The organism is Streptomyces sp. 549, assembly GCF_030124175.1.
Classification (GTDB): Bacteria; Actinomycetota; Actinomycetes; order Streptomycetales; family Streptomycetaceae; genus Streptomyces.
In genome coordinates, this window is the sequence record NZ_JASKMT010000012.1 from 1 (window position 1) to 20,510 (window position 20,510).

Below are 20,510 nucleotides of genomic sequence, written 5' to 3' on the forward strand. Positions count from 1 at the left end.
GCTCTCCTCGGACTCCGCTGACCAGCACGGACCCATGAACAGTCAGACTTTGAAACCGCCCTGGCATCCGGGTGCGCGAGGAATGCCTCTTCCGTCGCCACCGCCAACTGGGCCACGCTGACGCAAGCGGCGTCGACCTGCCGGATGAGTGCCACTGCCTGTTGTCCCAGAGCCTGCTCGACCTGCGGCAGTTGCCGCAGGGAGTCCGCGCGGAAGATTGTCCGAAGCCGTTCCACCTCGGCTTCGATCCCACAACGTGGACGTTCACCGCGCTTGAGCAACGCGCGCAGCTGGCTGCGGGTGAGCTTGGCGGCGTCGGCCGGCGTGGGTGCGGCAGTCAAGATCACGCGGGCGCGCGGCGAGTCGAGTCCGGGTTTCCCAGCGCCGTGAAAGGCAGTGAGGGCGGCTGGATAGTACTCGCGCAGGTGCGACCGAAGCCGGTTGATCATCTGTTGCCGGTCCCAGATGGCGTCCTGGTGAGCGCGGGCCAGGACGGCGACGGCCTGTCCCTCTTCGCTGTCGTCGGGCAGAGGCCGGTGGGCATGCCGGTCGGTCCGGAGGATGTTGGCCAGAACCCGGGCGTCCGCTGCATCGGACTTGGCGCGGGAGACACTGGCGCGGTCACGATATCGAGCCGCGGCCAATGGATTGATTGGGTAGATCTGGCGGCCGGTGGCCCGCAAGGCGGCGACGAGAAGCCCGCGGGGCGTCTCGATGGCGACCGGGATCGGTTCTGCTGCGCTGTCACCGTGCTGGGTTAGAAGTTCCATCAGTGCGTGGAAGCCGGCGCTGTCGTCGCTTATCCGTAGCTTTGCGACTTGGGTCCCGTCCTGGTCGACCAGGGCTATGTCGTGATGCCCTTCCGCCCAGTCGATGCCGCAGAAGATCTTGTTCAACCCTGTGCCTCCGTATGAATCTGCAGGTTGGACCTGTGCGGAGCACGCGGCGCTCTAATAGAAGTGCTCAAGGCACGCCATCTCATAAGCCGTTCGTGTCTCCAGCGACCGACAGGGACCTCGGTCTGCTGGAGAGCTCATGGCTCGCGAACTGCTGAGAGGTGGCCCCTGTCGGCGGGCTGAGGACATGAAACCTGGATCCGAGCCCCTGCCGGGCAGGACCGGTCTTTGACGAGAGATCAAGGTCCCGGAACTACCGAAGGTCTCCGCCCGGCAGGGCGTGGGCGAGGCAGAGCCGGTCTGAACACAGGGATCAAAGCCCCAGAACGGCGGCAGGCTTCCACCTCGCATCGGGGCCCTTGCACTGCCGTGCTCGGGCTCACCGATGACCTATTAGAACTACCGGTACTCCACCAACCACCAGGTCGTCATCGACGCCGACACCCGGCTGGTCGTCGCCGTCGGCCGCCCGCTGCCCGGCAACCGCAACGACTGCAAGGCATGGGAGGAGTCCGGTGCGAAGGCCGCCGTCGGCACGACCACAGTCATCGCGGACGGCGGTTACCGGGGCACCGGCCTTGTCATCCCGCACCGCCGCGAACCAGACCAGGCCGAACTCGCCGCCTGGAAAGAGGAACACAACACCTCCCACCGCAAGGTCCGCGCCCGCGTCGAGCACACCTTCGCCCGGATGAAGACCTGGAAGATCCTCCGCGACTGCCGCCTCAAAGGCGACGGAGTCCATCACGCCATGCTCGGCATCGCCCGCCTGCACAACCTCACCCTCGCCGGGTGACCGGGAAACAAGCAGGTCAGCATACACGCTGTAGATCATTTACGGGACAACGCTTAGCGCGCTGTTCCAGGAACGTCCGGTCCTCCGCGAGCGCCATGGTGACGAATGGCAAGCGGGCTACGGGAGGGGCGGAGTCCGCCGGAGCCAGGCAGCCCGACCACATAGGCCAGCATGGGTCGGCCACCGTACCGCCACCGTCACACATATACCAGCGTGAGCGGACCATCCACCCGGCAACGGCTCAGGGGGAGCGGGCTGCTGCCGCGATGTGGCACAGGCCGCCATGGGCGCTCCACTCAGTGCTTCATGGCCATGGCCGGATATGACTCTCATTCAGTAGCGTAAGTGGAATCGCGCCATGGATCGGAGCTTCGCTGGATGAGTGCTGTCACGGATGGGATTACGGCCTTCTCGCCGTTGGCTGTCGCCCTGCTTACGGGCCTCTTCGCTGCTCGGGAACGCCGCCAGTCAAGTTCTGCCAAGATCATGGACCGGTTGACCGCAGAGATCGCGGCTCTCAGCTCACTGCCCGATAACTCAGATGCCAAGTCCATTCTTCTCTCTCAGGCCGAGGCGACGGCACGTACGTACAAGCAGACGTGCACTCATGAAGACACGTTCAAGCGGGATGGACTGGGAATCGGGCTGGGCATCGTTCTAGGTGGCGGAGGTATTGCACTCGGTACCTGGGCCGCGCTTCAAGGCGGTGCTCACATGTGGTGGTGGGCCTTGGCCTTGCCCGCGATCGTGCTCGGCGTTCCGGGCTTCTTCCACGAACTCGCCGGAGGGAGCCGGGAGACGAGCGACGACGAAGCCACCGCTCCATGAGGCAGTTGCAGCAGCGAGTGCTGTACAGCAGAAACGTACCGCAACTTCACCGAACGTTGGTGACCGTCACTGCACCTCGACGCCCGGCTGATCGGGCCAGCAGCCATCAGGGACCGTCAGGCCGGTAGTTCGCAACGAGGTGGTCAGCGTCGGTCAAGTGATGCCCCGACTGTGAGTCTCGGGGCTGTCGTTGGGCTGTCCAACGGCACCACACGCCGACCAACAATGACAGAAGCCCACGGCGTCTGAACTGGTCAGAGCCGTGGGCTTCTTCTGCGCCGTTTGTCAGCGGTACCGGTGATCAGCAGACCGTGCAGTCACACTCACGCATCCTCCTCCACCTGCCCAACCCGGAACGGCCCTGCGGCTCCCGCGGCGAAGAGGATCGTCTCTGTTCCATCTGCGGCAACAGTAGCGATGGACAGCGGACCTTCAGCGAACCTCTCCAAGGCATCGGCAGCCGCCCCCCAGAGAGCGTCTCGCAAGCCTTCGGGCACTGGCCGGAAGGTAGGCGAATTGCCCTGCATTCGAGCACCCTGACCCATACGCAGCACGGGACGCCATTCGGCTCCTGCAAGCACTTCCAAACGAGCGTTCATATTGCCCATTTTCCGCGCTTGTAGCAAGGTTCGCACGTGCTGGGCCGTCTCCGGGCCGTAGAAGGGCGCTCAACGACGACCACCGCTGACAAGCGTCGGCATGGAAGGCGCAGTTCGCAGCATTGATCGACTACACAGCCGCAGACCAGAGACCCGGCGTGTCACTTCTTCGGCTTCTGAGACCATGTCTGATGAGTAACGCGCAGCTTCCCGCCGGGTGGACCCTTCAGCGGATCCGGGATGTCTCCGGCGATCAAGAGGCCGTTGCCCTTCCTGCCGATCGAGCGGTTGTGTGGTGCGGCTGGCCGGGAGGGGCCGACGAGGTTGTGCGTCCCGGCTTGGTTCTGGGATTCCATGGCCTGTGTCTAGTTCAGTCCCTGGACGACGAAGACTGGTATCTGGGCACCCTGAACGACGATGGGAGCGTCGATTGTTGGTCGGTCTACGGTGATCTTTTCGAGGCGTTGCGCGGGCTGTAGGCCCTCGGTTCCGCTCTCGCGGTTCGGCTGTGTGCGGGAGGCCGGGGCCGCGATGCAGCAACTCGGCCGCTGCTAAGTACGTGGACGGCTGTGAGCCTCGCCCCACCCTGTGAGCAAGCGTGGTCACCCGCACCAGACGCGCACCAGAACGGGCGGTGAACCAGGGTCAACACCGGTCATCGATCAACCATCTCTGAAGGGCTGGGGCAAGCGCAACGTGCAGGTCAGTGCAGGGATCGGGCTCGACGGGCGGGGATTCCCAAGCTCAGGGCGCAGTTCCGCTCCCGGAAGTTCGTCCGGGCGCTCGACCGCCACCGGATGGCCGGATCGATAGGGAGAGTCAGAGCTGCCGGCGACAATGCGGCGATGGAGTCCTTCTTCAGCCTGTTGCAGAAGAACGTCCTCGACCGTCGTGCCTGGGCCACCCACGAAGAACTCCGGATCGCGATCATGACCTGGATCGAGCGGACCTGCCACCGGCGCCGCAGGCAAGCCTCACTCGGCCGGCTGACCCCCATCGAATTCGGGACCGTCATGACCACACCGGCCCTCCACGCCGCGCGACCAAACCTGTCACCCGAACCTGCACCAGACCCGATCCTCAAGGATGACTACTCGCTGGAGTAGGCTGCCAGGCTCCTCGTCGCTAGCCGACGTGTGAGAAGCGTGTGAGCTCGCGGACCGCAGACATGCCCCAGCACTGCCATGCAGGTCAGAGCCACACTCCAGCATGTCAGGAGCGTGCCCTCTGGAGCCGTGTGCGCAGGTTCGAACGGCGGCCGTTTGCTCGTGGTCACTCTGTAGTGGACGGACGGTCGATTGGCATTCAAGACGGTCTTCCCGTGAATCTCGCGCCTGGCGTTCAGCACCCGCGAGACCGTCGTCTGGCTCGCGCCAGTTCGTTCACCGGTCGTTCTCGGTCTCGACGCTGTCCCGGCAGCCTGCCGGTTCACCACCAGGCTGCCGCCCTGACCTGCTCGCTTACCGGCTCAACCCCACTCGCCCGAACCAGTTGGCGCAGCTCGCCGCCAGCGGCGACGCCTGACGGGCTGTCGATCCGTACCGAAGCAATCGCGCCCGCACCGTTGACGGCACTGGCCCGATGGCGCTTCATTGTCGGAACACCCTCATGTCATCGCTGACATAAGTCAACGATGACACCCTGGTCGGTTCCGTGGACGTCGGCGCCGGCAGGGCGTCACTTTTCGGTCCGTCCGTGTCGGGGCCGCGGCCACCGCTGCACGGACGGCCGCAGGCGAGGAGACACCATGAGCTCTGCACGCGTACTCCGGCATGCCCGGATGCGGTTGATGGCGGCGGTGGCGACGGTCTGCGCCCTGTCCGCCGCGTTACTGGCACCCCAGGCCGTCGCGGCCGACACCCCGGCGTACACCGAGACCTACAGACCCCAGTTCCACTTCACTCCGGAGAAGAACTGGATGAACGACCCCAACGGCCTCGTCCACTACAAGGGCGAGTACCACCTCTTCTACCAGTACAACCCGAACGGCGACTCCTGGGGCGACATGTCCTGGGGGCACGCGGTGAGCAAGGACCTCGTGCACTGGGAGGAGTTGCCGCTCGCCCTGTCGCACGACGACGAGGAGATGGTGTTCTCCGGCGGTGCGGTCGTCGACTGGGACAACACCACCGGGTTCGGCACGAAGAAGAACCCGCCCATGGTGGCGATCTACACCAGCGCCTACAAGAACGGCGGCAAGCAGGCCCAGTCGCTGGCCTACAGCACCGACCGGGGCCGCACCTGGACCAAGTACCAGGGTAATCCCGTCATCGACATCGGCTCCAACGACTTCCGCGACCCCAAGGTCCAGTGGCACGCACCCACCAAGAGCTGGCTGATGACGGTGTCGCTGTCCGCCGAGCACAAGGTGCGGTTCTACTCGTCCAAGAACCTCAAGGACTGGGAGCTGCTCAGTGATTTCGGACCGGCCGGCGCGACGGGCGGCGTGTGGGAGTGCCCGGACCTGTTTCCCCTGGCGGTCGACGGCGACAAGAACAACATCAAGTGGGTCCTGGTCGTCAACATGAACCCCGGTGGTATCGCAGGCGGTTCGGCGGCCCAGTACTTCATCGGCGACTTCGACGGCAGGAAGTTCACCGCCGAGGACGAGGGCACCTACACCCCGCCGACCGGCGAGATCGTGCAGGACTTCGAGAGCGCCGGCTTCGGTGAGTGGACGACGACCGGAACCGCGTTCGGTCAGGGGCCGGCAGCCGGGGCGGTGGACGGACAGGGGGCCGTCACCGGCTTCGACGGCAAGGGCTTCGCGAACAGCTTCCACGGCGGTGACGGGACCACCGGCACCCTCAGCTCGCCCGAGTTCACCGTCGACAGCCCCTACCTGAACTTCAAGGTCGGTGGCGGGCGACACCCGCACGAGGCTGGAACCGTCATGGACAGGACTCCGCCCGAGGGCACGGTCCTCGCCGACTTCGAAGGCGGCACCTACGGCGACTGGACGGCGACCGGGGACGCCTTCGGCACCGAACCGGCCACCGGCACCCTCCCCGGCCAGGGGCAGGTCTCCGGATTCCTGGGAGGCGGGCTGGTCAACACCTTCCTGAACGGCGACTCCACCACCGGCACCCTCACCTCACCCGAGTTCACCATCGACAAGAAGTACGTCAACTTCCTCATCGGCGGCGGCAATCACCCGGCCGACTCCGCCAACCCGACCGCCGTGGAGCTCCTTGTGGACGGCCAGGCCGTCCGCAGCGCCACGGGAGAGGACGCGGAAGCGCTCAACTGGGCCTCTTGGGACGTCGGCGACCTCGCGGGCAAGAAGGCGCGGATCAGGATCGTCGACGACAACACCGGCGGCTGGGGCCACATCAACGTCGACCACGTCGTGATGTCCGACGCCCAGGCTCAGCGCGTCTCCACGGAGACGTCCGTCAACCTGCTCGTCGACGGCGAGGTCGTCCGCAGCGCGACCGGGGCCGACAGCGAGACCCTGGACTGGGCGTCCTTCGACATGCGCCCGTACGTCGGCAGGAAGGCGCAGATCCAGATCCGCGACATGAACACCGCCGGCTGGGGCCACGTCATGGCGGACCAGTTCACCGCCGCCGACAGGCCCGCCAAGTCCGTTGTACAGCGCGCCGACTGGGCCGACTACGGCAAGGACTACTACGCGGCGGTGTCCTGGGAGGGCGCACCGGGCGGCAAGCGCTACATGATCGGCTGGATGAACAACTGGGACTACGGCGAGTCCGTCCCCACCTCCCCGTGGCGCGGCGCGCAGAGCGTGCCGAGGGAGATGGGCCTGCGCACCGTCGACGGCCGGATCCGGCTGACCAGCAAGCCGGTGGGCAGCCTGGAGTCCCTGCGCCAGAAGCGCCCGGCCACGGCGTCCGCCGTCACCGTCAAGAGCACCTCCAAGCCCCTGATCGGCCCCACGGCCAAGGGCAGGGCACTCGACATCGAGGCGACCTTCGCCCTCAAGGACGCCGACCGCTTCGGCCTGAAGGTGCGCACCGGCGCGGGTGGCGAGGAGACCGTGATCGGCTACGACACCACGACACAGGAGCTGTACGTCGACCGCTCCCGCTCCGGCGCCGTCGACTTCGACCGTACCTTCCCCGGCGTCCAGACCGCGCCCCTGAAGCCCAAGAACGGCAAGGTCAAGCTGCGTATCCTCGTCGACTGGTCGTCCGTCGAGGTCTTCGGCGGCGACGGCGAGGCAGTGATCACCGACCAGATCTTCCCCGACCCCTCCAGTACCGGCGTCGAGGTCTTCGCCGAGGGCGGCTCCGCCACCCTCAACCACATGCAGGCGTGGCAGATGAAGTCCATCTGGCGGTGACGAGCCGCAGGTCCGCGCGCCGGTCGGCCAGGAGCGGCTGCCGGCGCGCGGCTGTCGGCGAGGCAGGCGCCAAGGAAGCGGCGTGGCAGCGATCCCCGGAACCGGTGCCCCCTGTCGGTGCCGGGCCCCGAGGAGGCCCGGCACCGTTCAGGCCGCCGGATCGAGGAACGTCAGTACGGAGGCGTCCTCCTCGATCAGCGGCGTGAGGGCGGCGTTGAACGGGGCGCCGTACGGGGCGGCCAGGTGTGCTTTGAAGGCCTCCTCGTCCCGGTAGGCCTCGAAGATCCAGTAGGCGCGCGGGTTGGCCGCCTTGGTGTAGACGTCGAAGGCCAGGTTGCCTTCCTCCTCGCGCACCTTCAGGGCGTAGTCCCGGATCAGGCGGGCGACCTCGTCCTCCGCTCCCTGTCGGGCGGTGAACTCGGCGAGCAGGGTCTTCGTCATGGTTCGTGTCCTTGTCAGTTGGCGGAGTCGAGGCGTGCCGGGGTTCCCAGGCGGGTCAGAGCCACCGCCGTGTCGGCGGGTCCGCCGCCCGGCAGCACTCGCAGGGCGAGTGCGTTCCGGGTGCTTGCGGGTTCGGTTGACGCGTCGGCGACGCACTCTCCCAGGTCGGTGATCTCACGCTGCGCCATGGGCTGTTCCTTCTACGAACGTGCCGCCGAAGCGGACACGTTGCGGGGACTCCCTGAACGGCTTCGGGCGGGCGGTGGCACGGGCGTTGCCGATTTCTGACGGGTGCACAGGCATTGACGTCGCCTGGAGGCGGAGTCCATCATCCTGGCCAAGCAGTGTCAACGATGACATAAGTCAACGATGGCATCTCGGGACGGCATGCCCCGTTGCCGGCCACTCGCCCGCAATCCCGCAGGAGTAGCCCATGTCGCACATCCCTCGTCTGCCCTCCTCCTTGCTCAGAGCCACCGCGTGCACGGCCGCCGCGGCCCTCACCCTGACCGCCTGTGGTTCCGGATCCGGGTCGGGCACCGCGAGCGCCGGATCGGGCAGCGTCAAGGTCGGACTGATCACCAAGACCGACACCAACCCGTTCTTCGTGAAGATGAAGGAAGGAGCGGAGCAGGCCGCCAAGGAGAACGGTGTCGAACTGTCCACCGCGGCGGGCAAGTTCGACGGGGACAACGCCGGTCAGATCACCGCCGTCGAGAACATGGTCGCCGCCGGGGTGAAGGGCATCCTGATCACGCCGAGCGACTCCAAGGCGATCGTTCCGGCGCTCGAGAAGGCCAAGGCCAAGGGCGTTCTGGTCATCGCCCTGGACACCCCGACCGAGCCGGAAAGCGCGGTCGACGCCCTCTTCGCCACTGACAACGTCAGGGCCGGTGAGCTGATCGGCGAGTACGCCAAGGCCGCCATGAAGGGCAAGTCGGCCAAGATAGCCACCCTCGACCTCGCGCCGGGCGTCTCCGTCGGCATCCAGCGCCACGACGGTTTCCTGAAGGGCTTCGGCGTCAAGGAGGGCGACTCCTCCATCGTCTGCTCCCAGGACACCGGCGGCGACCAGGCCAAGGGCCAGACCGCGATGGAGAACTGCCTGCAGAAGTCTCCCGGCATCAACGTCGTCTACACCATCAACGAACCGGCCGCGCTGGGCGCGTACACCGCGCTGAAGGCCAAGGGCCGGGAGAAGGACGTCCTGATCGTCTCCGTCGACGGCGGCTGCACCGGCACTCAGGCGGTCAAGGACGGCAAGATCGCCGCGACCTCGCAGCAGTACCCGCTGAAGATGGCCGCCGAGGGGGTCAAGGCCGTCGCGACGTTCGCCGAGGACGGCCAGAAGGCGTCGGGTTACACCGACACGGGCGTCACCCTGGTCACCGACGAGGCGCAGGACGGGGTCGCTTCCAAGGACACCGCCTACGGCCTGGAGAACTGCTGGGGCTGAGCCGCCGACCCCCGGCTGCCGCCGTTCGACACCCGTCAGCGGGGCGGCCGGCCCTCCTCCCGACCGGGGACGGCCGCCCCCTCGTCCTCCTGTCGTCCGCCTAGGACCGGCAAGGACTTGAGTCTTCCGACAAGGACCTCGCATGACTGCCACGTCCACGCCACCCTCCACGTCCACGCCGTACGCCGAGCTCAAAGCACCGACCACGATCCGCAGACTGCTCACCCAGCCGACCACCGGCCCGCTGGTCGCCCTCCTCCTGGCCTGCGCCTTCTTCTCCTTCTCGACCGACCAGTTCCTCACGGGCGGGAACTTCTCGCTGATCGTGCAGCAGGTCATGGTCGTCGGCACACTGGCCATCGGGCAGACTCTGATCATCCTCACCGCGGGCATCGACCTGTCGTGCGGCGCCGTGATGGCGTTCGGCAGCATCGTGATCGCCAAGATGGCCGCCGAGGGATCCGTGCCCCCGCTCGTCGCCATCGCTCTGGGCCTGGCCGTCTGCGGTGGCTTCGGCCTGCTCAACGGGGCGCTGGTGCAGAAGATCCCTCTGCCGCCGTTCATCGTCACCCTCGGAATGCTCAACGTGGCGTTCGCGCTGACCCACATCTACTCCGAGGAGCAGACGGTCACCGACCTGCCCGGCCCGCTGACGGCCCTCGGCCAGACCTTCCCGCTCGGCAACACCGACATCACCTACGGCTCCCTGGTCACCATCGCCCTGTTCCTCCTCGTCGCGTACGCGCTGAGCAGCACCAGCTGGGGCCGGCACGTCCACGCGCTGGGCAACAGCCGGGAAGCGGCGCGGCTGAACGGCATCCGCACCTCCCGACTGACCATCGGTGTGTACACCGTGGCGGGTCTGCTCTACGGCGTCGCCGCCCTGTTCCTCGTCTCCCGCACCGGAGTCGGCGACCCGCAGGCCGGGCAGACCGACAACCTCGACAGCATCACCGCCGTCGTCCTCGGCGGCACCAGCCTCTTCGGCGGACGCGGTTCGGTCCTGGGCACGTTCATCGGCGTGCTCATCGTCGGCGTCTTCCGCAACGGCCTGCAGCTCATGGGCGTCGCCTCCATCTACCAGACCCTGATCACCGGCATCCTGGTGATCCTCGCGGTGACCGTCGACCAGCTCTCCCGGAAGAAGGTCCGATGACTGCCGCCTCGTCCCCCACCCCTGTGCTGCAGGCCCGCGGTCTGGTCAAGCGCTACGGCCATGTCACCGCCATCGACGGCGCCGACTTCGACCTGCTGCCCGGCGAGGTCCTCGCCGTCATCGGCGACAACGGAGCCGGCAAGACCAGCCTCATCAAGGCCCTCACGGGTGCGGTGGTCCCCGACGCGGGCGAGATCCGCCTGGACGGCAGACCCATCAGCTTCTCCGGCCCGCAAAGTGCCCGCGCCCACGGCATCGAGACGGTCTATCAGGACCTCGCCGTGGCCGCCTCCATGGACATCGCATCCAACATGTTCCTCGGCCGCGAGCTGCGCCGCCGCGGCGTCCTCGGCAGCGTCTTCCGCATGCTCGACAAGAAGCGCATGCGCCAGGAGGCCGCCGAGCACATGGCCGACCTGAAGATCGGCCTGCGCTCGCTGACACAGTCGGTCGAGACCCTCTCCGGCGGACAGCGGCAGGCCGTCGCGGTCGCCCGCGCCGTCGCCTGGGCCCGCAGCGTCGTCGTGATGGACGAGCCCACCGCCGCCCTCGGCGTCAAGGAGTCCGGCCAGGTCCTCGACCTCATCCGCCGCGTCCGCGACAAGGGTCTGCCGGTCGTCCTGATCAGCCACAACATGCCCCACGTCTTCGAGATCGCCGACCGGATCCACGTCCACCGGCTGGGTCGGCGCGCTGCCGTGATCAAGCCCTCCGACTACTCCATGGCGGAGGTCGTCGCCATCATGACCGGCGCGCTCACCGTCGACGAGGCCGGAGCTACTGTGGTAGCAGATTCGGAGGCCGCCAAGGCCGCCGGAGTACAGGCCACCTGACGGCACAACCCCGCTCTCACGGTTCCGGCCGAGGCCGCGGCCGGAACCGACGAGCACAGGAGACCGTTTCCTCCATGGCAGCGAACCGCCGCCCCACCCTGGCCGACGTCGCCCGAGAAGTAGGCGTCAGCGCCAAGACGGTATCCCGTGTCCTCAACGAGGACGGACCCGTCTCGGAGCAGACGCGGGCACAGGTACTCGCCGCGGTGGCCAGGTTGGGCTTCCAGCCGAACCTCATGGCACGCAACATCCGCGTCGGCGGCCCGGACACCACCATCGGACTGGTCATCCCCGACCTCGGCAACCCCTTCTTCGGAGCCGTGGCCCGCGGCATCGAGGACACGGTCCGAGGACGTGGACTGACGCTGCTCATGGGCTCCTCCGCGGACGACCCCGACCGCGAACGCGCCCTGACGGCCAAGTTCCTCGCCCGGCGCGTCAGCATCCTGATCGTCGTGCCTGCGGTCGGCGCCGACCACTCCCCTCTCAAGCCCCACCGGGCGGCGGGGCTGCCGGTCGTCTTCCTCGACCGACCGGGCGTCGGCCTGTCCACGGACAGCATCGTCAGCTCCAACCGTTCGGGGGCCCACGACGGCGTCGCCCACCTGGTCGCCCACGGGCACCGACGCATCGGATTCGTCGGCGACCTGCCCGTCAAGCTGTACACCCGCCGCGAACGCCTCGCCGGATACCGCGCGGCCCTGCAAGAAGCCGACATCCCCTACGACCGTTCGCTGCTCGCGGACGCACACGACCAGCAGGGAGCCGAGGCTGCGACCTCCCAACTCCTCCGACTGGCCGATCCCCCCACGGCCCTGTTCGCCGGAAACAACATCATGGGGTTCGGGATCGTCGCCGAACTCGCCCGCAGCAAGCGCAAGGACGTAGCCGTCGTCGCCTTCGACGACGTATCACTCGCCGAGGCACTGGAACCGGCCCTGACCGTCGTCGCCCAGGACCCCGAGGAGATCGGCCGCCGCGCCGCGTCCACCGCCCTGGCCCGGCTCGACGGAGACCGCTCCCGGGCTCGCACCATCACCGTTCCCACACGGCTGATCGTCCGAGGCTCCGGGGAGCAACCGCCGCGCAAGCCGTAGGCGGCTTGCCCCTGTCAGCCGACGAGCCCGGAATCGCCGATTCCGCCCAGGGGCCGCTGGGCTTCCTCGGGCGGCTGGTCGTACGAGCTCAGCGCAGCCCCCGTACCGGCGGTGGATGACCTCGGGCGAGTCACCTGCTCGACGGGCGACCTCAGCAACCACTCTCGCCTGCGGTGCCGATCCCCTTCGGCACTCCACGCGGTGATGCCAACGAGCGCTGCACCTCGCGTCGTTGAGGGCTGCTGGCGTGCTGCGGCGAGTCGGCCGACCCCCGGCCGCGGCATCACCCGGACCCGGCATGACCCCGGACCCGGCATGACCCCGGGCCCGGGATGACCGGCGGCTGATGGGCGAGGTGCGTGCCGGTGGCGGGCCTCGGCTGCTACCGGCGTCGCTCGTACACCGTCAACCGTCGCCCGCGAGTCTGCTCGTCCGCGACCACGGTGTAGTGCTCCTTGAGGACGGCCAGTTTTTCCTTGTCCCGCTTCGCGGACACCGGCCGGGCCACCTCGGGCGCGTCGGAGACGAGCAGTATCCGCTGGTGAGCCAGCATCGCGGCGCGGATCCGGTCCGGGCCGAACTCCTCGCCCTTCAAGGTGCCGGACGTCGCGGGGCTCTCTGCCAGCGCGACGTCCCGCAGGCCGGCGGCGTCCTGGGGGGAGACCAGCGCGGTGTCGCGCCGGGCCGCCGGTATGAACAGCACGGCGTCCCCCGGCTGTCCGTGCTTCCGCACGTTCGCCGCCACCGACAGGACGTCGTCCACCCGGCTCGACGGAGACCGCTTCGTCAGTGACTGCGGCAGCAGCGCAACCACCGCCACCACGCACACCACCGGAACGACCCACGGTGACGCTCGTGGCATCCGCCGCTCGGCGAAGCGAACCGCCGCACCCAGTGTGGTGCCGATCAGCAGTGCCAGTCCCAGCATGCTGAACAGGACGTAGCGGTCCAGGAAGAGCGGCTGAACCAGCGAGATCGCGGCCAGGCCCGTCTGCGGTGCCGCAAGCAGCGGCAGACCGACCGCGGCAACCGACAGCCGCCCGGCCCGCGGCCGGTCCAGGTAGGCCCCCAGACCGCCGATCGCCAGCAGGACGGCAGGGCCGATCATCATGTGCCAGGTGAGTGACGGGATCCAGGACACCTGGCTCGACTGGCTGCGGCTGAAGAGGATCAACGGCAGCGTGGCGGCCACGGCGAGCGTCGCAGCCGCCATCCAGCTTCTCCAGTGCCTGAGTTCGGCTCTCGTCCAGACCAGGGTCACCAGGTGCGCGGGCAGAATCAGCAGCGACAGCCAGTTCAGCAGCGCACAGACCAGGACCGTGGCGCCGTACGCTGCCCATCCCCGTGCTCGGCTCCGGCCTTCGAGCGCGTTCACCAGCAGCAGCGTCGAAATCCCAGCGCCTGCCGCTATGAGTGCGTACGGGCGCCCCTCCTGGAGGTAGAACTGCACGGTTGGGAGGAGGCCGAACGCGAGGCCTCCGCCCAGGCCCGTCCAGAACCCGGCCAACCGGTGTCCGATGCGCGCCACACAGGCCGCAGCCACCGCCATGGCCAGCACGGAGGGCAGTCGCAGGGCCGTGGTGCTCGGCCCGAAGAATGCGAAGACTTCGTGCATCAGCAGGTAGTAGAGCCCGTGCACGGCGTCGACCTGCCCCAGCATGTGCCAGATGTCGCCGACGGACCGCAGGGCCACCTGCCATGTCGCTGCCTCGTCCCGCCAGACGCTCTGCTGCCGGGACAGTCCCCAGAGGCCGAGGGAAAGCGTCCATGCCATCGGGATGAGCCATACGGACAGGCGGTAGCTGAGCGCGGTTCCGTGGCAGGTCATGGTGGAATTCAGGTTGTGGAGATGTCGGTGGGGGACAGGAACTGAAACCGCACGAACGGGACCGGGGCGCGCGGCAGTTGTTCCACCAGCCCAAGCGGCTGTGCAGGTGCGGCAAGCTGCGGACAGGCGCGTGGAAAGTGACGGCATCGGCGTCGGGTCGAGGCGTGAGCATGCCGAGACGCTGCGCCGGGCCCCAGGGCCGAGTGGCTGGCCTGCGGACGTCAGACGCTGCTGGTGCCGGAGACTTCCGAGCGCTCGCTGCTCATCGTCGCGGTGCCCCGCGGGGCATCTCCGCCGCAGCGGCAGGACTCAGAAAGTGGGGGAACGACGCTGGAATCGGCGAGACGTCCGACGGGCCCGGGACCTGCACGTGAGTTTCCCCCTGATGTAGACGCGGCGTCATGGGGCAGATCACGGGCTGCGGTTTGCCCGCCACCCGTTCGCTGCAGGCCATGCCGAACCCCACTCGGGTGGTCAAACCCGAGTGGGCTCTGAGCGCTGGAACTCTCCCCTGACAGTTACTCGTCTCGGAGGTCAGCCGAGCGAGTGAAGCACGCAAGAACCTATGCCACGGAGGGGATCTTCAACAGTGGGAACCACGTGAGCCCCATCACGCTCTCCGCACGGCACGCGGCCAATGCGTCGATTCGAGTCAGGTGAGTTCCCTTGGAATCGCTGCCCGTTCATTCAGCTGGTGGCCGGGGCCTCGGGATGATGGGGGTATGCGGCCGACCGGTGCTGAAAGGAGAGGATCTTCGGGTTCTGGACCACGCCGTCGCGGATCTCGATGGCCTTCCTGACCGTGACGTCGGTGTCCCATGCCGCGGGACCGCTCATGACCTGGCGAAGGTAGGGGAGCAGCGCCTCGCTGACCTCCCAGGTGGCGGAATTCCAGAGGTGGGACGGGCTGTGGTCCACGGCATAGTAGTGGCAGCCGTTTCCCACGGTGAACATGGGCTCGCCGAAGGTGGTCGGGCGGGCCCAGGCGAAGCCCATGCCCTCGTCGCAGGAGACGTCGACGAAGAAGGTGCCCGGACGGAACAGGGCGAGTTCCTCGTCGGAGACGAACGTGAGCGGCGCGTCGGTGTCCTGCAGCACGCAGTTGACGATGATGTCGAACCCGGCCAGGTACTCGGCCAGCGGTACGGAACCGGCCCCCGTAGAGGCCCGCAGGCGTGACGGATCGTTCTCCTGCTCCTCGAAGTGGCCCATCACCACCGAGTGCACCGGCGAGGCCACGGCAGTGGAGGCGCGCTGGGTGAGCACCGTGACGTCGGAGATCCCCATGCTGCCCAGTCCGGTGACCGCTCCTCGCGCCGTGGCGCCGAAGCTGAGGACCACCGCGCGCAGCCGGCGGCCGTAGCTGCCGGTGAGCCCGCCGAGCTGGAGGGCGTGCAGCACCGAGGAGTAGCCGGCCAGCTCGTTGTTCTTGTGGAACACGTGCACGCTGAAGGCCCCGGTGGAGGTCCAGTGGTTCATGGCCTCCCAGGCGATCAGGGTCAGCCGCCGGTCGATGGCGAGCTGGGTCATCTTCTCGTCCTGCACGCAGTGCGGCCATCCCCACAGCACCTGGCCCTCGCGCAGCTCGGCGATGTCCTCGTGCGTCGGCTTGGGCAGCAGCAGGACGTCACTCTCGGCGAGGAGCTGCTCGCGGGACCGCAGACCGGCCACGAGAGGGCGCAGTGCGTCGTCGGCGACGCCGAACCGGCTGCCGTAGCCCTCTTCGAGGAAGATCTTCTGGCGCAGGTCCGGGGCGATCCGGTCGAGGTGTTCGGGGTGCAGCGGCAGTCGGAACTCGTTCTCCTTGTGGGAGGAGGCGAATACACCGAGACTCATCAGACTCATGTGGGGTGGCTCGTTTCCTCCGGACACGGTGGGTCCGGTCTTGCAGCTCCCCGAGGGCGACGCCGAGACGAATGACGGCGTGCGAGGTGCGCTCGGTACCGCCACCGTACTCCCTCGCGGGTTGCGCAGGGGACTGTCGCCTGCCCGGGCCCGACGGGCGCGTGCGCTGGGCCGGAGTCAGTACCGGATGTACGGGCACGCCACCGTCCGGGCTGCCATCCGCTGCTGGCTGCCGGGGCCCTCGTCCCGTTCCCAGCGATGCCACAGCTGTGATGCGCCGCCGAAAGCAGCTTGCCCACAAGGCAGTTGGGGCTACGTTGGGCCCAGGGACAGGGAGTTGGACCACCGACCGTAGGAGGGGCACGTGACGGACGCGTCCGATCAGGCATCCGATCAGGCAGATGCGGCAGATGCGGCAGCGGCGGAGGCCAGGATCGATTCCACGGTGCCGCACTCGGCGCGGTTCTGGAACCACTGGTTGGGTGGTAAGGACAACTACGAGGTGGACCGGGTGATCGCCGAGCAGATCGCGGCGACCTGGCCGGGGCTGGTGGACGTGGCCCGGACATCGCGGAGCTTCCTGCACCGGGCGATCCGGCACCTGGTCGAGGACACCGGGATGCGGCAGTTCCTTGACGTGGGGACCGGTCTGCCGACGGCCGAGAACACCCACGAGGTCGCCCAGCGGCTGGCTCCGGAAGCCCGCGTCGTCTACGTCGACAACGACCCGCTGGTGCTGGCGCACGCGCGAGCGCTGCTCACCAGCAGTCCCGAGGGCGCGACCGACTACCTCGACGCGGACCTGCGGGACACCGACAGGATCCTGCGGGAGGCGGCGCGCACCCTGGACCTGTCCCGGCCGGTCGCGCTGATCCTCATGGGCGTCATGGGCCACGTCGCCGACCACGGCGAGGCCAAGGTGATCATCGGGCGGCTGCTGGACGGTCTGCCCTCCGGCAGCCACCTGGTGCACTACGACGGGACCAACACGTCGCCGGGCATGGTGGAGGCGCAGGACCAGTACAACTCCAGCGGCGCCGTGCCGTACCACGTGCGCAGCCCGCAGCAGATCGCCGGTTACTTCGACGGCCTGGACGTCCTGGAACCCGGCATCGTCCGGGTGACGGAATGGCGGCCCGGGACGGGGCACCTCCTCGGCGGCCCGTTGGAGGTCGACGCCTACGGCGGCGTGGGGCGCAAGCCGTAGCTGCGCACACGGGCGGGGCCTGCCACGGGCGCCCGGAACGCCGCAGGCGTTTACCCGCACCCCGGGCGGGCACCCCGGGCGACATGGAGACCCAGGGCAGCACGGTGTCGGGCACGAGGCGGCGGTGGACGGGCCGGCTCGCTGCGGCACCGGTCGCGGCACTGCTCCTGGCCGGATGTGTCGTCGCCGAGGAACGTGCCGACGACCCCGGACCCGCGGAGGCCTCGCCCGGCGAGATGCGCGAGGTGCCGCTCAGGGTCGTGGAGCAGGACGGTCGGACTCTCGCGTTCGTCCCGGTGACCATCGCCGGTGAGGGGTCGTTCCTGTTCGCCCTCGACACCGGTGCTTCCGTCAGCGTCGTCCACGAGGACGTGGCCGACGAGGTCGGTCTGGAGCTCACCGGGGAACGCCGCGCGGTGAGCGGCGTCATCGCCACCGGGGAGGTTCCCGTTGGCGAGGTGGAGGAGTGGAAGGTCGGCGACGTGCCCCTGCAACCGGGCGAGGTCACGGTCATCGACCTCGGTACTGCGGCCGAAGGCAGCGGCGGGATTCAGGGGCTGCTGGGCTCGGACGTGCTCAGCGGGTTCGGCTCGATCACCGTCGACTACGACAACGGCGTGCTGAGGCTTCCCGCTCCCTGACGGCGAACGTCACCCTCGACCGGCCCGGACCCGGTCGGTCGGCGACGGGTGAGGGCGTGACGTGTGAGGGTGTGGCGGGTGAGGGCGTGGCGGGTGAGGTGTGGCGGACGTGGAACCCGGTAAGGGAGACGGCCGCGTGGAACCCGGGAGGCGAAACGGAGGTGGATTCCTGTGAAGGCGACGTTCTCGCTCGGGCGGGTGGCCGGCATCCGGATCGGGGTGCACTGGAGTGTCCTGGCCATCATCGCCGTGCTCGCCCTCGGGCTCGCGGCCCGGTTCCCGGACGCCTACCCCGACCGGCCGCCGTGGCAGTACTGGCTCACCGGCCTGCTGGCGGCCCTGGTCTTCATGCTGTCGCTGCTGTGCCACGAGATGAGCCACGCCCTGGTGGCCCGGCGCAACGGCGTGGAGGTCGAGGACATCACGCTGTGGCTGCTGGGCGGCATGGCCCGGCTGAAGAGCGAAGCGCCGACGCCGGCCGCCGAGGTCCGCATCGCCGGGGTCGGGCCGCTGGTGAGCCTGCTGCTCGGAGTGCTGTTCGGCTTCCTGGCCGTGCTGTCCGGCGCCCTGTACGGGGCCGGACTGGTCGTCGAGGCGCTTGCGTGGCTGGCCGGCATCAACGTGCTGCTTGCCCTCTTCAACGCGCTGCCCGCCGCGCCCCTGGACGGTGGACGGCTGCTGCGTGCGCTGGTGTGGCGCGCCACCGGCGACCCGCTGCGCGCCACCGCGGTTGCGGCGGGCGCCGGCCGGACACTGGGCTGGCTGCTGGTCGGTGTCGGTGTGTACCTCGTGCTTGTGGGGCCCGCGTTCAGCGGGTTCTGGTTCGTCATCCTCGGCCTGTTCCTCATCACCATCGCGACGGCGGAGGGCGGCCAGGCGAAGCTGCGGGAGCTGCTCGGCGGCGTCACCGTGGGCCAGGCCATGGGACGTGACCCGGTCACGGTGCCCGCCTCGATGACGGTGGCCGAGTTCCTCCAGGCCCCCGAGTTCCGCTACCGGCACTCCGCCTTCCCCGTCGTCGACGAGGCGGACCGCCCGGTGGGCATGGTCAGCGCCAAGGCTGCCGCCGGCCTGCCGGAGGGCGAGCGGGATGCCACCGTGGGCTCGGTGATGGTCCCGCTCGACGACGTCCCCACACCGCACCCCGGTGATCCGCTGGTGCGGCTCCTGCCCGAGCTGGGGAGCAGCCCGACACAGCGTGCCCTGGTGGTGGAGGACGGCAGGGTCGTGGGCGTGGTCACGACCTCCGACGTCAGCAGGGTCACCTCCTGGCTGGCGTCCACCGACCCGGGGCGCGGCCGGGCTCTCTGAGCGTCCTCCCCGCCCGGCGGCCGGACCCGCAGGGGCCCGGCCGCGACATGCGGACGCGGGAGACGGGCGGCCCCTCAGCCCTCCAGGGTCAGGTTCCTCCCGTCCTCCGGGTTGAAGAGCATGACCCGGTCGGGGTCGAACCAGACCTCCAGCTCTGCGTTCTCGCGTGCCTCGGTGGCGGAGGAGAGGCGGGTGACGAGCTGGGCGATGCCGCCGGTGGGCACGTCGGAGGAGCCGGTGACGGCGGCGAGGTCGGTGAGCTGCTGGGAGCGGGCGCCCTCACCCTCCAGCTCGAAGTGCGCGTACTTCTCCGAGCCCAGCGACTCCAGCACGTCGACCGAGCTGGTGAACGAGCCGCCCTCGTCGCGGAGGTGCTCGTCGACCAGGGAGGCGTCCTCGAAGTGCTCGGGGCGGAAGCCGGCGATGAGCTCACGCGGCGCGTCGGTGCTCTCCAGGTGGCGGCGTACCCGGTCGGTGAGCGGGACGGTGCCGATGGGGGTGGAGAGGCTGCCGTCCTGCACGGTGGCCGGCAGGAAGTTCATCGACGGTGAGCCGATGAACCCGGCCACGAACAGGTTGGACGGCTGGTCGTAGAGGTTCTGCGGGCTGCCGATCTGCTGGACGTGGCCGGCCTGCAACACCACGATGCGGTCGCCGAGGGTCATCGCCTCCGTCTGGTCGTGGGTGACGTAGACGGTGGTGGTGCCGAGTCTCTTCTGCAGCCGGGACAGCGCGGTGCGCATCTGTCCGCGCAGCTTGGCGTCGAGGTTGGACAGCGGTTCGTCCATCAGGAACGCCTTGGGGCTGCGGACGATGGCCCGGCCCATTGCGACGCGCTGCCGCTGGCCGCCGGAGAGGTTGGCGGGCTTGCGGTCGAGGTGGTCGACGAGGTCGAGCACCTCCGCCGCGTGTTCGACGCGTTCCTTCACCTTGGCGTCGGGGACCTTCGCCAGGCGCAGCGGGAACGCGATGTTCTCCCGCACGGTCATGTGCGGGTAGAGCGCGTAGGACTGGAACACCATGGCGATGTCCCGGTCCTTGGGTGCGCGTTCGTTCATTCGCTCACCGTCGATGCGCAGTTCGCCGGCGGTGATGTCCTCCAGCCCGGCCACCATGTTGAGCGTGGTGGACTTCCCGCAGCCCGACGGGCCGACGAGGATCAGGAACTCGCCGTCCCCGATGGTCAGGTTGACCTCGGACACCGCGAGGGAGCCGTCCGGGAAGCGCTTGGACACCTTGTCGAGCACGATCTCAGCCATAGCAGTACCCC

General features: G+C 68.5%; 15 protein-coding genes and 3 pseudogenes. 12 read left to right on the forward strand and 6 right to left on the reverse strand.

The window, feature by feature from the left end; all coding sequences use genetic code 11:
• Positions 1-896 (reverse strand): IS110 family transposase (locus tag QNO07_RS15375; protein ID WP_283992573.1); only part of this gene is annotated, 896 nt, incomplete at its 3' end.
• A gap of 397 nt (positions 897-1,293) precedes the next feature.
• Between QNO07_RS15375 and QNO07_RS15380 the strand changes: the two are divergent.
• From QNO07_RS15380 to QNO07_RS15400, 5 genes and pseudogenes are all read left to right on the forward strand, one after another.
• Positions 1,294-1,692: pseudogene (locus QNO07_RS15380) on the forward strand (transposase); the annotation flags it as partial.
• Positions 1,693-2,070: 378 nt separating this feature from the next.
• A complete protein-coding gene (locus QNO07_RS15385) occupies positions 2,071-2,520 on the forward strand; it encodes a hypothetical protein (protein ID WP_283992574.1) in 450 nt (149 codons plus the stop codon).
• A gap of 790 nt (positions 2,521-3,310) precedes the next feature.
• A complete protein-coding gene (locus tag QNO07_RS15390; RefSeq protein ID WP_283992575.1) occupies positions 3,311-3,598 on the forward strand; it encodes a hypothetical protein in 288 nt (95 codons plus the stop codon).
• A gap of 270 nt (positions 3,599-3,868) precedes the next feature.
• Positions 3,869-4,159, forward strand: a pseudogene (locus QNO07_RS15395) (integrase core domain-containing protein); the annotation flags it as partial.
• Positions 4,160-4,866: 707 nt separating this feature from the next.
• The gene (locus tag QNO07_RS15400) at positions 4,867-7,425 is read left to right on the forward strand and encodes a GH32 C-terminal domain-containing protein (protein WP_283992576.1); all 2,559 of its coding nucleotides are present in this window, start codon (positions 4,867-4,869) and stop codon (positions 7,423-7,425) included.
• A 147-nt stretch (positions 7,426-7,572) separates the two neighbouring features.
• On the opposite strand, the gene QNO07_RS15405 is transcribed toward QNO07_RS15400, so the two are convergent.
• Positions 7,573-7,866 carry a putative quinol monooxygenase gene (locus tag QNO07_RS15405; protein ID WP_283992577.1) on the reverse strand — a complete coding sequence of 98 codons (294 nt, stop codon included), beginning with the start codon at positions 7,864-7,866 and terminating at the stop codon, positions 7,573-7,575.
• 32 nt (positions 7,867-7,898) lie between these two features.
• A pseudogene (locus QNO07_RS15410) lies at positions 7,899-8,054 on the reverse strand (carbohydrate kinase family protein); the annotation flags it as partial.
• 245 nt (positions 8,055-8,299) lie between these two features.
• On the opposite strand from QNO07_RS15410, the gene QNO07_RS15415 reads away from it, so the two are divergent.
• From QNO07_RS15415 to QNO07_RS15430, 4 genes are all read left to right on the forward strand, one after another.
• Positions 8,300-9,322, forward strand: a complete 1,023-nt coding sequence (locus tag QNO07_RS15415; protein ID WP_283992578.1) for a sugar ABC transporter substrate-binding protein — start codon at positions 8,300-8,302, stop codon at positions 9,320-9,322.
• Positions 9,323-9,464: 142 nt separating this feature from the next.
• A complete protein-coding gene (locus QNO07_RS15420) occupies positions 9,465-10,478 on the forward strand; it encodes an ABC transporter permease (protein ID WP_283992579.1) in 1,014 nt (337 codons plus the stop codon).
• Complete coding sequence (locus QNO07_RS15425; RefSeq protein WP_283992580.1) at positions 10,475-11,311, forward strand: ATP-binding cassette domain-containing protein; 837 nt, start codon at positions 10,475-10,477, stop codon at positions 11,309-11,311. Before QNO07_RS15420 ends, QNO07_RS15425 begins: the two co-directional genes overlap by 4 nt.
• Before the next feature lie 74 nt (positions 11,312-11,385).
• Positions 11,386-12,408, forward strand: coding sequence for a LacI family DNA-binding transcriptional regulator (locus QNO07_RS15430; RefSeq protein ID WP_283992581.1), 1,023 nt, complete (start codon positions 11,386-11,388; stop codon positions 12,406-12,408).
• Positions 12,409-12,790: 382 nt separating this feature from the next.
• Here QNO07_RS15430 and QNO07_RS15435 read toward each other — a convergent pair whose 3' ends face one another.
• Together QNO07_RS15435 and QNO07_RS15440 are read right to left on the reverse strand one after the other, a co-directional pair.
• Entirely contained in the window at positions 12,791-14,236 is a 1,446-nt protein-coding gene (locus tag QNO07_RS15435; RefSeq protein ID WP_283992582.1) for a glycosyltransferase family protein, read from the reverse strand.
• A 687-nt stretch (positions 14,237-14,923) separates the two neighbouring features.
• Positions 14,924-16,081 carry a N(5)-(carboxyethyl)ornithine synthase gene (locus QNO07_RS15440; RefSeq protein ID WP_283992583.1) on the reverse strand — a complete coding sequence of 386 codons (1,158 nt, stop codon included), beginning with the start codon at positions 16,079-16,081 and terminating at the stop codon, positions 14,924-14,926.
• Between the two features lie 364 nt (positions 16,082-16,445).
• Between QNO07_RS15440 and QNO07_RS15445 the strand changes: the two genes are divergently transcribed.
• From QNO07_RS15445 to QNO07_RS15455, 3 genes are all read left to right on the forward strand, one after another.
• A complete protein-coding gene (locus QNO07_RS15445; protein ID WP_283992584.1) occupies positions 16,446-17,288 on the forward strand; it encodes an SAM-dependent methyltransferase in 843 nt (280 codons plus the stop codon).
• An 83-nt stretch (positions 17,289-17,371) separates the two neighbouring features.
• Positions 17,372-17,929 carry a retropepsin-like aspartic protease gene (locus QNO07_RS15450; protein WP_283992585.1) on the forward strand — a complete coding sequence of 186 codons (558 nt, stop codon included), beginning with the start codon at positions 17,372-17,374 and terminating at the stop codon, positions 17,927-17,929.
• Positions 17,930-18,100: 171 nt separating this feature from the next.
• Positions 18,101-19,240 (forward strand): site-2 protease family protein, encoded by a 1,140-nt coding sequence (locus tag QNO07_RS15455; protein WP_283992586.1) that lies wholly within the window; start codon positions 18,101-18,103, stop codon positions 19,238-19,240.
• A 74-nt stretch (positions 19,241-19,314) separates the two neighbouring features.
• On the opposite strand, the gene QNO07_RS15460 is transcribed toward QNO07_RS15455, so the two are convergent.
• On the reverse strand, positions 19,315-20,499 hold the full coding sequence (locus tag QNO07_RS15460) for an ABC transporter ATP-binding protein (protein WP_283992587.1): 1,185 nt from the start codon (positions 20,497-20,499) through the stop codon (positions 19,315-19,317).
• Positions 20,500-20,510: the final 11 nt, after the last annotated feature.